Here is a 15,046-nt window from a genome sequence, read left to right on the forward strand (position 1 = left end):
TGCCCAGAACGTTACGAAGATGTTGACGTCGATTCCATTGGCAACCGCACCGGATGTTATGACACCTGCGGCCGCTATCTTATCTATTGTTCCGGAGGCCAGAACAATCGACATTGTCTTGGACATATCTATCAAATAAAGAATTGCACATAATTAGATAAATTTTTCTATTTAGTCATAAAATGAAATAAAGGATTATATGATAACTGATATCGACGATATATGACACAATAACATAGATTACATCGTATATCGCTACTTATTGCCTCGATAATTTCCAATATATGAGTTAGTAGTTTTTATTTCGGCATAAAATGCACATATAAATAAGTTAAAATACAACTTTGCGATATTTGAATAGTGATGATATGACTGCTGAATTCATAGATTCATTGGCCGTGATGCTGCTGGCATTGGGAATGACAACAGCCGTTGGATCGATGTATTTCCTATTTTCAGCCCTGGGTAATGAAAAGAAAATTCAGAGTCTTCTGTTCCCGGCGGCTGGTATTGGTGTATTCGATTTTCTAAGCGGTTTCATCATGTCCTTCACATGGCCATTGCCTTCAAGCTACAATATGCTCTTTGGTGATCCACTTCTTATGGCTGGCCTTCTTCTTACGGTTTCAGCCATAGCTTATTATAAGCACTACGATATATCCTCAGTGTCTATACTGCTTTTCTTCCTAGGCATCTATATAATAATAGAGTCGGTAGGGATAGTAAACTATCATCTCGAAACTGGAAATGATCTTCTCGCCGCCATGGGCCTCTATGTTGTAGACGGCATTGCCGCTCTTCTTTCGCCAGTAATGTTCATTGATCCTAAGAAGGGGAAGGCTGCATACATTGTTGAAGCGGCTATACTTGCCATAGGAACGTTGATAGCCCTTTTCATAGGCTATACGGCAATATATGGGCATCTACTTGACTTCATAAAATATTTCCCATAATTAGACTAATCTTTTTTTCTGAATTTATCTATAAGTTCTAATTTATTCGCAAAGGCTGGATTTATATAATATATTTTTCCATATTTATCTCCCTCCGAAACAAGTACACCATTATCCTCCAATATCTTAGCATGATGCTCCGCCGTTCTGTAATTTATTCCAAGGGAAGCACTTATCTGATTGAGATTCGAAGGCTTATCCTTTAGGTATTCAATTATCCGCAACCGCATAGGGCCTCCCCTGGTGCCGAAGAACAGCCACCATATCAATCGCCTGTATTCATCATAGTACTCTGGATCGAGAGACAACATTAACAGATAAGAGAACCATATATAAATGTGAATATATCCCACCGTATAATATGATCAATCCACCGATCAGAAAGAATCTGCATATCTCAAAATATACATGGAAGATAGCTTGCTCTATAATATTGGTAGTTCTATTCATAAATCGCTAAGCTTAATAAGACTGTATTCCATGAAAGATAGTAATTATGTCTCTCGTTGTAACAGACGTGCTGAAATACTATGAGCCAGAAATAAATGACGATCGCATTTCAAAGCATTATATAACCGCATCCAGAAAGGTTCTTGGACAAGCGTATGGACTTCAGAATAAGATGATGGTTGTCGGAAAACTTATGGATGTATCTGTGGTTCCGGAAAGAGAGAAAATAACTGAAACAGCTGTCCCTGGTAGAGATAGGCTCGTAGGTACCAAGCTAGAAGCCTATTTCTTTACTGCCAACGGAAGTGAGCGGGATTACCTCTTTTTCTCGTCCAAGTTCAGTCGCATACTCACTGAATACGCCATTTTCCCTGACGAATATGAGGTCAAAGTTGAATTTATCTATGTTCAGAAGAAAATAGGAAAGATCAAACTGTATACAAAGGGAACGGTAATGGATAGTTACAAGAGCACGGAGGGTGAGAACGTTGGATGAAGCCGATGAGAAAATAGATAAGGCAACGAGATTATTGCAGGGAGGTATTAATGAGGAATCGCGTGGCCATAAGGACAAGGCTAAAGAGTATTATTTCGCTGCCTACAGGCTGATGCTAGAAGCTGCAAATGCCTCACCTCCGGATTTGAAGAAGAAGAGACTGGATCAGTGCAATATAATTCTGAATGCATATCAGCGGGTTAATGTGAACACAGAGCCACTACGTGAAAAAGAAGGAGACGATAGATTATCAGAGGGGGAAGCCCTCTTAGAGGAAATAGGTCTAGAAAAACCGGAGATCCCAAAGGTTACATTCGAAGACGTTGCAGGATTAGAAGATGTTAAGAATGAGATACTGGGAAAGATCGTGTATCCGATGAAATTCAAGGAGCTATCCCAGGAGTACAATATACAATTTGGTGGAGGAATGCTTCTTTATGGCCCGCCAGGGACAGGTAAGACCTTCATAGTGAAGGCGATCGCAAACGAGGTTAGAGCCAGGTTCATAAATGTAAATCCCGCAAGTCTTTACAGCCAATGGTTCGGCATGTTTGAAAAGAACATATCCAAGCTTTTCAGGGCAGCAGCACTGCTCTCTCCATCAATAATATTTTTTGATGAAATAGACGCGCTTGTGCCAAAGAGGGATACATCAAATTCAGATGCAGCAAAGCGAGGAGTCGCACAGCTACTGAATGAGGTCGGTGGTATAAATTCTCAGAAGAACAAGAATCTTTTCATAATTGCAGCAACAAACAATCCCTGGGAGATTGACGAGGCCATGCTGAGACCTGGCAGATTTGACATAAAGATCTACGTCCCGCCTCCAGATATTGTGGCTAGAAAGAAGATATTCCAACTGAACATGGCAAAGGTCAAGCAGGCTGGGAATATAGATTATGATCTTCTTGCACAGCAGACCGAAGGGTACAGTGGCGCTGATATAGAATTCATATGCAAGAAGGCAAGTCAGAATGTTTTCATGGAGGCTGTGAAGACTGGTAAACAGAGAACCGTTGAGACAAGAGATCTGCTGGACGTGATCGGAAGTATCAAACCATCCATAGATGCTGAGCTTCTCTCAAGATACCTGGAATTCAGCGGCCTATGATCAATAAGGTAATCAATCGCATAAGGTTTCTAATTTAAAAGTAAATTATTAGACGCTGAGCATTAAATATATAAAAAGGCCTCTCATCATTCAGTTCTATACTCTAGGTCAATTAACGGAAAATCCCTCGTCATCCTTTCTGAGAAGACCTGAATAAACGCCCCATTCAATGAGTATGACCTCAAGATCATGGTTACCGGATGGCGAATTGAATGTCTGTACTCCTTCCTGATTCAGAGATTCAAGCAATTGATCCAGATCGAAATGCCCAAGCCTAACTGCAGTCCTGAAAGGTTCTATGTTTTTAAGTGATTCTCTGATTATCTCTTTCCTCCGCTTTATCCCTGATTTGACATACTCCCTTCCCTTCTCGGTTATTATTATGTCACCTGACTCAGCAGAGACGAAGCCTAGATTGGAGGCCGTATACACTATGGGCATAAGATCGTCTATATCAACTTCCATCTCTTTCTCAAGCCTGTAAAGATCGGTTTTTCCATCAAATATATTATTCATAACGTACAATAATCCCACGAGATCAGCGATCCTCGCATTGGGGTCAACGACTTCAGTCATCGTTAGTTAATGCTTAGCATAATATTAAAAGTGTTCTATTTGACATAAGTATGTGCGTCGTATCGCAAACCATCTCAGGCAGCGAATACTCCTTCCTCTGCAACATATCTCTTTCGAGCAAGATCCATCATCCTTCTTGTGAAGATGATCGAGTATATTGCAACAACTATGCCGAACAAGAATGAACCCCATGCGGCCATTGCTATGTTCCCAACATTGGTCTCTATATCGATGAATTTCATCAATCCGTAATGAACACTTAGGTTTGTTCCCGGTATTATATCAGGCCAGTATTCGCCTATCATCAGACCACCCCACGCGCTGTTTATCGTAGATGATATGCCAGATATGAGATACGGGAAAGTACCCGGTAGTATTATACTCCTCATCCTTCTAAAATATCCCATGTTGAGATTCTTCATGACCTCAAAATATTCCGACGGAAGAGCCTTCACGCCCATCCAGAAGGAATAGAATATGTAATAGAATGTGCTCACGAAGCCCAATGCAAGAACGTAGAATTCATCAGTGAACGGCCCAAGCACAGAATGTATAGCAGTAAAACTTGCCCCGAATATGAAGGGAAAATATATAGGTGGAGGATATGCACTCAGGGTTTGTATTATCGGCACGCCAATACCCTCGGCTCGTGAATGCATGGCCAGATAATAGCCTAGAAATATGGCTATCACAAAAGATATAGCCAATATCACTCCCACCCGTACATAATCATACAGAAGATAGAGAAGTATCTTAGGCGTGACAGAGAATAGATGGATCCATTCGTTATGAGAAACCGAAATTATGAGATCGGCGCTAGAATATATTATGAGGCCGAGGATCGTGAAACCTATGGCTATGCTAGAATATCTGCTTATCTTCTCCCGTCGCATTTCACGCTTCTCGAAGACCTCAGGGGGCCTTGACATGACCCTAGATCTATAGTATCCCGCTAATCTTGAAAGTGGATTTCTGGCAACAACTGAGAGCAGCCTGGTGGTCTGCTTTACATTAAGGCGCCCCCTCCTTATTATAGGCGCATCGGTATCAACTGTATATTTCGACACGGCATACCTGCTGAACTCCCTCAGCCCGAGTATTATAATTATTATGACAAGAGCGAGTATCAATAACGCCATATAAATGAGCCTTATCTTATCACTCGCAGCAAGCGAATCCAGAACCGTGCCTATACCAAAAGTCTGGTATGTATGTACTCCGACGCTGAACACTTCGCTAACAGTTATGTAGAAAAACCCATCGGAAACGCTTGGGAACAGGTTTGCGGCGATCCTAGGATATGAAAATGGAATGAATATTCTTCTCATCTTTGTAAAAAACGACATCTGATAGTTCTCGGCAACTTCAAGCATCTCCCGGGGAACTGTCTTAAACGCCTGGTATTCACCCATCCATATGTTCCAGACCACGGCGGTAAAGACAAGAAAATCAGCAGCCATCTCAACCCCGAGTGGACCGCCGATCCTCGTCACAAATATGATCAAGACTATCGGGAAGAATGAAATAACTGGAACTGATTCGAATACCTCGATGATCGAGATATAAATATTTTCAAATATTTTCCCCTTTATGGCCGCATAGGCAAGAAACCAGCCCGTTACTATTGATATCAGTATGAGGCCAAGAACCCTACCGGCAGTCGCAAGAGCGGCCAGCGTGATGAGAAGGATCTCGTTCATATCTTTCTCACCTTAGGTGGCGTAAGATAGTTATAGAGAGTATCCAGTATCTGATTGAACTCTTCACTTCTCGGATTCCTTGGCCTAGGCAGATCCACATGAACCTTCCCAATCACGGTGGCCGGAACATTGTTAAGCACGTATATCTCATCGGCCAGCTCCACAACCTCAGTTAAATTGTGCGAAACCAGAACAACACCCTTCAGTGGAGTGTCAGGACTGAAGAGTATATTGTATATATCCTGTCTGAGACCTTCTGCCGTCAACTCATCAAGATGGGCAAATGGCTCATCCATAAGAAAGACGAGAGGACTTGCAGCCAGAGCTCTGGCAATGGCAACTCTCTGCCTCATTCCACCGCTCATCTCCTTTGGGTATAGATCTTCGAACCCCTGCAGCCCCACAGTCTCAAGAGCGTTCCTGGCGGCCTTTTCTGCCTCCTCATCCGAAACATTCCTTACCTTGAGGGACAGCATTACATTCTCCAGTGCCGTTAACCAAGGGAATGTCACTATGGATTGATGTATTAAGATGATGTCTGGGGTGGGCCTCTTAATCTGCTTACCGAACAGATAAACGGCTCCTTTGTCAGGTTTCAGGAATCCGCCGAGTATCCTCAAAAGCGTCGATTTACCTATACCAGATGGCCCAACTATGGCAACAAATTCGTTCTGGCCTACATCTATATTCACATCCTCAAATACCTTATACCCATTCTCATAAGAAAAATCGATCCCAACCGCACTCAGGACGTACTGGGCAGCTCTGGCTCGTTGCATTGCATTATCCTTAATGAGATCCTCGTCCATGGACATCACCTGCAGTGAAACAGTGAAATTCCCCCGATCATGAGCCTAGGCTTCCAGGTTTCAGTGCAGAGATCTCAGTGAGTTTTCACGGGGCAATCACCGTAACGCCCGATCCCTAGAACCTATATAAAGACTGTTTTACATATGACGCGCTTTTATTATGACTTGTTTGATAGAATGAATATATCGTTGACCACAGCTCCGGCAGTTTCATAAGGTCCATCTGATATATCACTGACATTCACCGTACCATTATTGTCCGTTATAATCTGGTAACCTAAACCATCTATGTCTATGTGCCTAAGAAAATCATCTTCCGACAATGATGCAATCCTGGATATGGCTACAGGCTTACCGTTATCTTCATAAACTTCAGTTATCAGGCGATCATTTTCACCATATGGAAGTTCTTTAACACCTTCATATCTTACATCTTTCAGAGTATAAGTGGTTCCAAATAGGCGGTTTACAAGTATAACGCTTTTCCTTCCAGCGTCTAGTCCTTTGAGGTCGTCCTGAGGATTTCTTTCGGCTATACCCTTCCTTATGGCTTCATCGACGACCTGATCCAGCTTTGCACCTCTCGCCATATTTCTTATAACATAGTTGATGGTTGAACTCACTATTCCTCTGAATCTAATCACTCTGGACGGAATTATGGAATAATCCAGAATGCTGAAAAGTGGAACACCACCGGCAACTGTCGCTTCGTATCGTATCTTTCTGGAATATTTTTTGGCCGAGTCCATTATATCTTTCCATCTGTTTGCCAGACCTGATTTATTGGCCGTAACAACATCGAGACCGTTTTGAAATGCCATCTTGTACAGATCAGCTTCGCGGGATCCGTCCCTTGATGCAGGTGTGCAGTCAACAAGAATATCTGCTCTTTCCTTCAAAAGTTCCGCAACATCTATTTCGGCATTGTTTGATACTCTGCCATTTAACTCCTTATTCCTTATAATATCCTGAATATTCAGGTTTTTCCCACTAACTGAACTGTGAGAATCAGATACGCCAACCAGCCGGACATTAAGACCACCGTTTCTCTCGTTGTTAGTCTGAAGGATCCTTAGGACGTTAAGCCCAACGTTTCCGACACCCATGAGTATAACTTTGATCTCTTTCATCCGGGCGAATACCGTATAGTAAGATATAAAATTTTCAACAAACTTGAAAAATGAACCATAATCAACACTATGAATATTGATTCATGATTTTAAGTTTGGAAAATGCAGATCCCATAACGTCTACGCTTCATACATATACGACAAGTTTAAATAGACCCATTATGTTAATCATTTAATGGTAGAACTAACGGGCTATATCCTTCTCATTGTTGCCCTCATCGATGGTTTGCTATTCGGACTGGCCATTAAAAAAGGCGTCACATCATTTATACTCATAGTGATTGCACTCATCCTCTCCACATACGTAGGCTTTTCATTCGCACCCCATGTATCCATAACAAATACGACGGCGAGACTTCTGCCGTATATAAAAACCTATGCATCGCAGATAACAAATGATATATCGATAGGTTTCGGTGGGTCCCTTTCCCTCACAGTGATACTGTTCCTAATAGGCCTGGCCGTAGGGCTCTGGAAGGGATAAGAAGCCGAACAGATAACGCGGGTCGTACTCATTTGAGCCATATATGATATAAAATTTTATTCGTGAATAGATTTTGTAGGAAATAGAAGCAATGTGAAGCCATAGCAAGAAAACCCTTACACCTTTATTATGAGATTTTTAAATATTATCAGATAAAAGAATATACAACATATCGCGAGAATAGGATTATCCTGATAAACCTCTAAATAGATAATAAGGTTCTTCGGTATTGGTACTATTCTATTAGGATAAAAACAACGCTAATATCACCTAGAAAATACAGTGGGTATACCGGTACATGCAAACGTCCAACAGGTCCAGTATCCCAGGACTTCATTTTGGGAAAGGTTCATTTGATCTGATCGTCATTGTTCTTAACGCCGCCAAGTGACTTCAGGAGATTTTCTAGATCTTTATCCGTGCTGGCTGACTCGGATGGCTCCTGAACAGCAGGCTTTTCCGATGCTTTCTGCCCTTCACCTGAAAGTGAAGACAATATCTTCTCAACGCTCTCTGGATTGTATTCTCCCTTCTGATTGACAGCGGTAGTTATCTGATCAAGCTGGCTGCTCAGCCTCTCCTGTATCTGATCCGATGCAGTGATTATCTTCTCAACATTCTGCTGCATCTGTATCACCTGCTTCTCAGTAAGCTGGCTCTTGAGCAGATCTTCTGATCCTTCTTTCAAGGAGGCCCATACTTTCTTGGTTGTGTCGGCAAACTGCAGATTAAGATCTATATTTTCAAGAAACAGTTTGTAATCCTTCAGTCCCCTTATGGCACTGTCCAGAGAAATTATGTTAGAAGCAAAAACCCTTGCCTTTTCTATGTTCCCATCCTTTAACGATATCTTGGCGTTTTGTATATTCATATCCCTGTTCTTTTCATACTGTCTGATTGCCCTGTCTATGTCAGATTTCCATTTGCTTATCCTGGATCTTCTCTCAAGCATTTTCTCTTCTTCGCTCTTTCCAAATTTGAATAATACCATGATCATCTCCTTCGATCTTTTACTTTCTTCTCCCTTTAAAATATTAATTTAATGTGAGATATAAACTTTTATGTGTATTCCACTTTTTATCTATGATCCCAATTTTTTTATGATCTTCTCGTAAATCCAAAAACATCATCATATGCTGCTGGAATAGACGTCTTTTACCGCCTTAAGATCACGCAGTGCAAGGTATGGATCGAATGGGACAGGAGAATCGTCAAGCACGCTCTTCAAAAAACCAGAAACTTCGTCAAAGAATATGTCATGTTTACCCAGATCAATTAACGAACCGTTGAGTATAGGATCACCATATGCACGTTTCCCCTTTGGTGTTTCGAAATTGTTTGGTTTGGTAGTAATATCCTCAACTATGCTCCCTTCGGTTCCCACTATCTCAAATGATGGTAACAACGGCGGGTAGGGATAACCCCATGAATAGAAAAATACCCCGTTTGATCCGTTCCTGAACTTAAATAACGCCTCGACCGTGTCCGGTTCCTCTATCGATGGTACAGACTTATAAAAGTTTGAACGAATGGATACATATTCGCCGCTAAGATTCAGCAACGTATCGATAAAATGTATGCCGCCATCGATCAGTGGCCCACCGCCCATTATTGAGGCCTGCGATCTCCATCCATGCCAGTTGTATTTCCTCTGATCCCTTATTATTATTGTATGCGCTGATCCGATCTTTCCAGAATCCATGAATTCTTTAGCTTTCCACACACTTGGATCGAAATAATACTGATCCGCAACCATCAATTTTCTTCTATATTCCTCGGAGGATCTTATCATTTCCTGCGCGTCTTTGATCTCTGTAGCTATTGGCTTTTCCACCAGTACATGCTTCCCCAAACTCAAGGATCGAATCGTAACATCCTTGTGGAGGTTGTGTGGAAGAACAAGATCGAATATCTCCGCATCCGATTTGAATGCCTCTTCAAGAGATCCATATACCTTTTTTATGTCGTACTTGCCTTTCAACTCATTTACTATATCCATCTTTCTCTCAGTTATCTCTATATCAATATCCGCCTTTGACCATGCTTCAATATGTCGTTTTCCAAATCCATTAAGGCCAATTATATTAACTTTCAAAATCAATCCCTCTGACGTCTAGTTAGATTAACTACAACTAACTTTGCTTAATATACTTTTCATAGAGATACTAGGAAGTCCAAGCCAGCTACCTCTCGCTAAAAGCTCAGAGCTTGCAGCTGGGTGGATCAGATGAGCGAAAATAACACGCGTCACAATAGGCTGGCTGACTACAGCCCCGTCCCTGATATTGAGGGATGCAACGAAATCTGCCTCTCCCTCAAACCCACAGGAAACCCATCTGAAACTGGATAGTTCAGGTCTGTTCCTTTTACCTATGGTGTGACATACAGGGCATTCCCTGCTGGAATTATACGGATCAATGACGATGACTGTAACGCTTATTTCCTTTGCCGTGTATCCGAAGAACTTACTTGTTTTCCATTGGGGAAGTCCGTGTATCTCATGTCCGAAGAAAGAGTTTTATTGCTTCTATCAAACACCTAACCTTTCTATAAATATTGTAAGATCTGCTTGTTCCATCCTTCACAGCTTTGAAATTCCTTTCAACGGTTATCTCAGAAATATTTTTTAATTGAATAATGATAGAGATATTGTATAAGAAATGATGTTACAAATGCATAATAGAATAATATCGTTCAATCTTGTATCATTTCATTAAAATATCGATATTATGGGAGTGCTGATCGATTTGAACATACGACGTGTGGTGCTTGATGTTGACAAGGGCCTGAACAGGCCAACGTTGGTTGAACTTGCTGCCGCGATAGAAAGAGTGCAGGGAGTAGAGGCAGTCAATATAATAGTGACGGAAATGGATATGGAAACTATGGGCACAAATATAACCGTGGAAGGTACAAATATAAACTACGATGAACTGATAGAAACTATTGAAAACACTGGATCTGCCATACATTCAGTTGATGAAATTGCTGTGGGCAAAAGGCTAATAGAAAACGTGAGGAGAAATCAGAATTGAGAGGGCGCATTCTCTTTTCCATAACACTTGGGCTCTCCGATGGAATAATAACATCACTTATGATAGCTGCAGCAGCGCTCTCTTCTACCGTTTCCATAGGGCTGATCGAAGCCTTAAGGATTGGCGCTGGTTCGGCCATAGTGGGAAGTTTCAGTTTCTTCATAGCCGAGTACGCCAGATTGCGTGGTGAAATATCACGGATGTCAAGACAGCTAGCCATGGAGTCGCCGAGGAAACTCATGAGAAGCCACATCGGCATTGAAATAACTGAGGAAGCCGTGGAGGGTACTGCAATTGCTGGGCTTTCTGGTTTTCTAGGTTCAATGATCCCCCTGGCCTCTGATGCGTTATTTCCTGGATTGCATGCACTTCCATTTATAGCAGCTACAGTTGCGCTTGCCTTTCTAGGCATAGGTCTTGCAAGGTCAATTTCAGGTCATTATGCTATATGGGCAGTCGGCATGTCTGCCGTCGGCATAATAATGTCCTATATAGGCATACTTCTGCACATAGTCTCATGAGTAATTGTATCGAAGCTCAGAGGCTTCAAAATGTCATATCTCCATAAATAACTTTAATTATAATTATGGCTATGGGATTTGGTGATAACGGACATACTCACCCAGATCTTGATACTGCTCTCCGTTTCTATGCTGCTGGGCGTTGTACTTGATAAATTCAAAATTCCAGAGGTTGTCGCATATATCGTCTCCGGTGTGATAGTCGGTGCAGGTGTCCTGAAGATTATATTACCCTCACCCACGATATCAGACATAGAGAGCATCTCGCTCTTCTTCATAATCCTGTCCATAGGGGTGGAGGCAAATACTGAGTACATATATGGAAATCTGAGGAGATCCATAATATTCACCATCTCAGGTTTTGTTATACCGATGATACTCGGATTGATCATACTCAACATGATCACCCCATTTGGTGTGATTTCTTCATTTGTTGTATCATTGTCGGTTAGTGTTCCTTCAATCTCGATAATATCGGTTCTGTTGATGAGATACAATCTCCTCAAAGTGAATGGAGGGAGACTTATCCTTTCAGCAGTTGTTCTCACCGATATACTGGCCTTTATAATGCTTTCAGCCACAACGGAAAATATGTACAGAGTGATCGAATCGCTCGGTTTTGTGGTATTATTCTTCTTTGCAATAGCGGTATTCGATATTCTGATAAGGAGAAGGGCGATAGGAATAATAAAATGGATTGAAGAAAAGGAGGAAAGCACGAACATGGAGTACCTGCTCTTCTCTATCGTTATAATAGCCGGATTGCTTGTATCAATCATATTTGAGGCTATCGGCATAACCTATGTGCTTGGATCTTTCTTTGCGGGTATACTCATACATGAGGCCTCAGTCGGTGAAAAATACCACAGAATGCTGGTTAATACTCTGAAGCGGATAAATGACTCGTTCTTCATCCCGCTGTTCTTTTCCATAGCTGGACTAAGTGTTGTCTTTCCACATCTGGATCTGTTCATCATCTTTCTGCCGGCACTTATTGTCATAATAGCCTCAGGCACGGCTCTTAACTATCTGATGTCCAAGAGATTCATAAAGAGCATAACACCATTGACAACGATGTCTGTGCTGGGCGGAAGAGGTGCAGTTGGCGTCATTATAGCCGCAATAGCTTACGACACCGGCATAATAACATCGACCGAATATTCACTTGCGATACTAGGAACAGTTCTGATTTCATTGATAATAACGCCATTGATCTCACTTGCTGTATCAGGTAACAAAAATGCGGGAACCAGCAGCCAGTCAGGTACCTGAACTGTTGCAAGGCACTTCGTCTTTATCAAGGCCAGAACATATAATGTTTCTTGAATAAAATTTTACTTAATACCGTTTTTCAATTAAAAAGGCCAAATCATGATGGGTTTATCATTTTTATAATTTATAAGAGAAAAAGTTAATTAATACGCCAATGTTTCATATATATGGAAGGATTAGAAGACGCCGATGGTTATCCAACCGAGTCGAGGATCATAATTACCTTGAAGAAGCATGACGGATTATCTCTTCAGGACCTGTCAGATCAACTCGGATTATCAAAGATGGCCATACTCAAGCATATTCAAGTTTTGGAGAACAGACATATTGTGGAAAGAAGGATCATGAAAGGCGAAATAGGTCGACCATTCTATAGGTTCTATCTTCTAACGGAATCTTCAAGCGCATTTGGTTCCGCAGGAGATCGGATATTGAATGAACTGATAGAATTTCTTGCCGAAACAGGCAACAGGGATCTGGTGATCAGATTCCTAGAAAATAGGTATGATGAGATAAAAAGATCTTACATTCGGAAACTGGGTAACATGAAAGAAGATTCAAGGGTTGAAGGACTGGTAAAGCTACGTTATGAAGAAAATTACGTGCCTGAACTGAAGAAGACTGGTAATTCCAAATACGAGCTGTCTGAATACAATTGCCCCATATTCACCATTGCCCAAAGATTCGGCGAGGCCTGTTCACTGGAATGCAGCCTATTCGAATCCGTGCTGGGTATGAAGGTCGTTTCTACACACACGCAGGTCAATGGACACGGTGCCTGCCGATTCATAATAAGTAAAGAGAAATCAGTTTCGTGAGCTACTCCTCAGCTCAAGCTTCGGATCTTCCTGCTTCAACGATCAAACTCGATCCACATACTGCCAGATCGCAGTTTCCCGTCATTGGAAACTTTCTTTCGGATCACGTCTGGAAGAAGGGTTACGGAGGTTGCGATCTCCACAGGCGTATATTCGGATCTCAGCGATTTTACTAAAGTATCATCCACTTGGTTTTCATGGATGATAAAAGAGAATATGGGAAGACGATCTATAGATATTCCCATTGAAGGAAGTCCGTGTATCTCCTGTACGAAGAGAGAGTTTTACTGCTTCCCTCAAACTCCTAACTTTTTTATAAAAGAATCTGGCCTTTGATAGTTTTTCATTTTTTTGAACGAAGCATTCTATTACGAGTCTCTGATATTTTATAAAATTTATAAACGATTTAATTTATTAATTTTTCAAAGATAAGATCTTATGCAATCAACGAGAATATCGAAGGATTCGACATTACTTTACAATTCATCGAAGATATTAGCACTATCCTCCACATATCCGGTGGAAATTTACACCATGTTTCTGCTCAGCCTCAGCGATCTAGGCAAGATCCAGTTCGGAACTATTATGATACTTTCATTGATTTTTTCAATGTTCATCGATCCCTTCCTGGGAAAAATAATAGACTCATTTCCAAGAAAGAGACTTATAGAAATGCTGCAGACAATCTCGATCCTATTCGAGATGTTCTCTCTCCTTCTCTGGCACTTTCATATAATGCAGAGGATGCTGGTGCTTTCGGTGCTGCTGATCTATATTAATGTGAGTTCAAGCGTGTACTTTGACATGATGAGGGCATTGCTTCAGACCATATCACACCAAACTGCATATCTGAGGATGAACGGCATCGCAGAAGCGTCTGGGCAGTTTCCGTCCCTCCTTGGATCTGCGATAGCTGTACCTGCTCTATTACTCATTGGACCGCAGGGATCACTTGCGCTGGCCATAATCATCCAAATAATATCATTGCTATTCATATCATTGATCGAAGAGAATTTCACTCCAGAAAAATCTTTACGGGATAAGAAGATCAAACATAATGGAGTCCTGTCGATGATCAGGAGATATCCCAAGCAAACCTTTCTCATCTATTTTCTGAACTTTCCGTTCATCATGATCATAGTTGGCAATCTGCTGAAGCCTGTATTCATAGTGAATGTTATTCATGGAAATGTATCGTATATTTCATTCTCTGAAATGGATTATGCGGCCTTTGCTGCGCTGACTGGCCTGGCCATATCGATGTTTCCAAGAGGAAATGAACTTGCCAACAGCTTCATTTTTTTCGCTATTTACACAGCTGCTCTGCTTCTTATGCCTTTTTCCTCTAATTTCATCTTCTTCATGATCTTTCAGAGCTTACACGGAATCGGAAATCCAGGAACGCGGATAAATAGAAATTCATTCGTGATGAAGCATGTTCCTATGGAAATGCTCGGAAGGTTTTCATCAGGAGTTTCTTTCCTTTCCACCATAACAATGATGACCATACTGATAGCGGTTACTCTGGAAATCAATAGTACCAGCATAATATTTATTTTCCTAGCCCTTGGAACACTGTCTGTAGCGGCGATGATCATGGCCTTCCTACTTAAACAAAAAACCGCTATGACAATGTTTTCAACCGACGTGTAAAGCTTTCAATAGAAATTATGAGATATATAAGCATAACC

Annotated in this window: 19 protein-coding genes; 9 read left to right on the plus strand and 10 right to left on the minus strand. The window is 41.4% G+C overall.

The features are described 5' to 3' along the window. Positions 1 to 126: DsrE/DsrF/DrsH-like family protein (locus DMB44_RS09695; protein WP_201796950.1), on the minus strand; the 126-nt coding region annotated here is incomplete at its 3' end. A 227-nt stretch (positions 127 to 353) separates the two neighbouring features. Between DMB44_RS09695 and DMB44_RS06965 the strand changes: the two genes are divergently transcribed. Beyond that, on the plus strand, positions 354 to 953 hold the full coding sequence (locus DMB44_RS06965) for a DUF981 family protein (RefSeq protein ID WP_237265348.1): 600 nt from the start codon (positions 354 to 356) through the stop codon (positions 951 to 953). 5 nt (positions 954 to 958) lie between these two features. Here DMB44_RS06965 and DMB44_RS06970 read toward each other — a convergent pair whose 3' ends face one another. Next, entirely contained in the window at positions 959 to 1,264 is a 306-nt protein-coding gene (locus DMB44_RS06970) for a winged helix-turn-helix domain-containing protein (protein ID WP_110642183.1), read from the minus strand. Positions 1,265 to 1,449: 185 nt separating this feature from the next. Here DMB44_RS06970 and DMB44_RS06975 point away from each other — a divergent pair, with 185 nt between their 5' ends. Both DMB44_RS06975 and DMB44_RS06980 read left to right on the plus strand, forming a co-directional pair. Beyond that, entirely contained in the window at positions 1,450 to 1,899 is a 450-nt protein-coding gene (locus DMB44_RS06975; protein ID WP_237265349.1) for a hypothetical protein, read from the plus strand. Then, positions 1,883 to 3,010, plus strand: a complete 1,128-nt coding sequence (locus tag DMB44_RS06980) for a 26S protease regulatory subunit (RefSeq protein WP_110642187.1) — start codon at positions 1,883 to 1,885, stop codon at positions 3,008 to 3,010. The genes DMB44_RS06975 and DMB44_RS06980 overlap by 17 nt, the downstream gene beginning before the upstream one ends. Before the next feature lie 108 nt (positions 3,011 to 3,118). Here DMB44_RS06980 and DMB44_RS06985 read toward each other — a convergent pair whose 3' ends face one another. From DMB44_RS06985 to DMB44_RS07000, 4 genes are all read right to left on the minus strand, one after another. After that, the gene (locus tag DMB44_RS06985; RefSeq protein ID WP_110642189.1) at positions 3,119 to 3,586 is read right to left on the minus strand and encodes an AAA-associated domain-containing protein; all 468 of its coding nucleotides are present in this window, start codon (positions 3,584 to 3,586) and stop codon (positions 3,119 to 3,121) included. A 74-nt stretch (positions 3,587 to 3,660) separates the two neighbouring features. Continuing rightward, on the minus strand, positions 3,661 to 5,286 hold the full coding sequence (locus DMB44_RS06990) for an ABC transporter permease subunit (RefSeq protein ID WP_110642191.1): 1,626 nt from the start codon (positions 5,284 to 5,286) through the stop codon (positions 3,661 to 3,663). After that, the gene (locus DMB44_RS06995) at positions 5,283 to 6,095 is read right to left on the minus strand and encodes an ABC transporter ATP-binding protein (RefSeq protein ID WP_201796951.1); all 813 of its coding nucleotides are present in this window, start codon (positions 6,093 to 6,095) and stop codon (positions 5,283 to 5,285) included. Before DMB44_RS06995 ends, DMB44_RS06990 begins: the two co-directional genes overlap by 4 nt. A 158-nt stretch (positions 6,096 to 6,253) precedes the next feature. Continuing rightward, entirely contained in the window at positions 6,254 to 7,225 is a 972-nt protein-coding gene (locus DMB44_RS07000; protein WP_110642193.1) for a homoserine dehydrogenase, read from the minus strand. A 175-nt stretch (positions 7,226 to 7,400) separates the two neighbouring features. On the opposite strand from DMB44_RS07000, the gene DMB44_RS07005 reads away from it, so the two are divergent. Further along, the gene (locus DMB44_RS07005; RefSeq protein ID WP_110642195.1) at positions 7,401 to 7,709 is read left to right on the plus strand and encodes a hypothetical protein; all 309 of its coding nucleotides are present in this window, start codon (positions 7,401 to 7,403) and stop codon (positions 7,707 to 7,709) included. Positions 7,710 to 8,058: 349 nt separating this feature from the next. Here DMB44_RS07005 and DMB44_RS07010 read toward each other — a convergent pair whose 3' ends face one another. The 3 genes from DMB44_RS07010 to DMB44_RS07020 form a co-directional block, all read right to left on the minus strand. Beyond that, entirely contained in the window at positions 8,059 to 8,700 is a 642-nt protein-coding gene (locus tag DMB44_RS07010; protein WP_110642247.1) for a Snf7 family protein, read from the minus strand. A 138-nt stretch (positions 8,701 to 8,838) separates the two neighbouring features. Continuing rightward, positions 8,839 to 9,804 carry a Gfo/Idh/MocA family protein gene (locus DMB44_RS07015; protein WP_110642197.1) on the minus strand — a complete coding sequence of 322 codons (966 nt, stop codon included), beginning with the start codon at positions 9,802 to 9,804 and terminating at the stop codon, positions 8,839 to 8,841. Positions 9,805 to 9,831: 27 nt separating this feature from the next. After that, positions 9,832 to 10,206 carry a zinc ribbon domain-containing protein gene (locus tag DMB44_RS07020; RefSeq protein ID WP_110642250.1) on the minus strand — a complete coding sequence of 125 codons (375 nt, stop codon included), beginning with the start codon at positions 10,204 to 10,206 and terminating at the stop codon, positions 9,832 to 9,834. 232 nt (positions 10,207 to 10,438) lie between these two features. Here DMB44_RS07020 and DMB44_RS07025 point away from each other — a divergent pair, with 232 nt between their 5' ends. From DMB44_RS07025 to DMB44_RS07040, 4 genes are all read left to right on the plus strand, one after another. Beyond that, complete coding sequence (locus DMB44_RS07025) at positions 10,439 to 10,744, plus strand: DUF211 domain-containing protein (RefSeq protein WP_201796952.1); 306 nt, start codon at positions 10,439 to 10,441, stop codon at positions 10,742 to 10,744. After that, positions 10,741 to 11,265, plus strand: coding sequence for a hypothetical protein (locus tag DMB44_RS07030; RefSeq protein ID WP_237265350.1), 525 nt, complete (start codon positions 10,741 to 10,743; stop codon positions 11,263 to 11,265). Before DMB44_RS07025 ends, DMB44_RS07030 begins: the two co-directional genes overlap by 4 nt. 81 nt (positions 11,266 to 11,346) lie before the next feature. Then, the gene (locus DMB44_RS07035) at positions 11,347 to 12,537 is read left to right on the plus strand and encodes a cation:proton antiporter (RefSeq protein WP_110642199.1); all 1,191 of its coding nucleotides are present in this window, start codon (positions 11,347 to 11,349) and stop codon (positions 12,535 to 12,537) included. Between the two features lie 167 nt (positions 12,538 to 12,704). Further along, the gene (locus DMB44_RS07040; RefSeq protein ID WP_110642201.1) at positions 12,705 to 13,355 is read left to right on the plus strand and encodes a metalloregulator ArsR/SmtB family transcription factor; all 651 of its coding nucleotides are present in this window, start codon (positions 12,705 to 12,707) and stop codon (positions 13,353 to 13,355) included. 35 nt (positions 13,356 to 13,390) lie between these two features. Here the strand turns inward: DMB44_RS07040 and DMB44_RS09350 are convergent, their stop codons facing one another. Continuing rightward, entirely contained in the window at positions 13,391 to 13,543 is a 153-nt protein-coding gene (locus DMB44_RS09350; protein ID WP_153280191.1) for a hypothetical protein, read from the minus strand. Positions 13,544 to 13,793: 250 nt separating this feature from the next. Between DMB44_RS09350 and DMB44_RS07050 the strand changes: the two genes are divergently transcribed. Then, on the plus strand, positions 13,794 to 15,008 hold the full coding sequence (locus DMB44_RS07050; RefSeq protein WP_110642205.1) for an MFS transporter: 1,215 nt from the start codon (positions 13,794 to 13,796) through the stop codon (positions 15,006 to 15,008). Positions 15,009 to 15,046: the final 38 nt, after the last annotated feature.

It is taken from the genome of Thermoplasma sp. Kam2015 (genome assembly GCF_003205235.1).
Classification (GTDB): Archaea; Thermoplasmatota; Thermoplasmata; order Thermoplasmatales; family Thermoplasmataceae; genus Thermoplasma.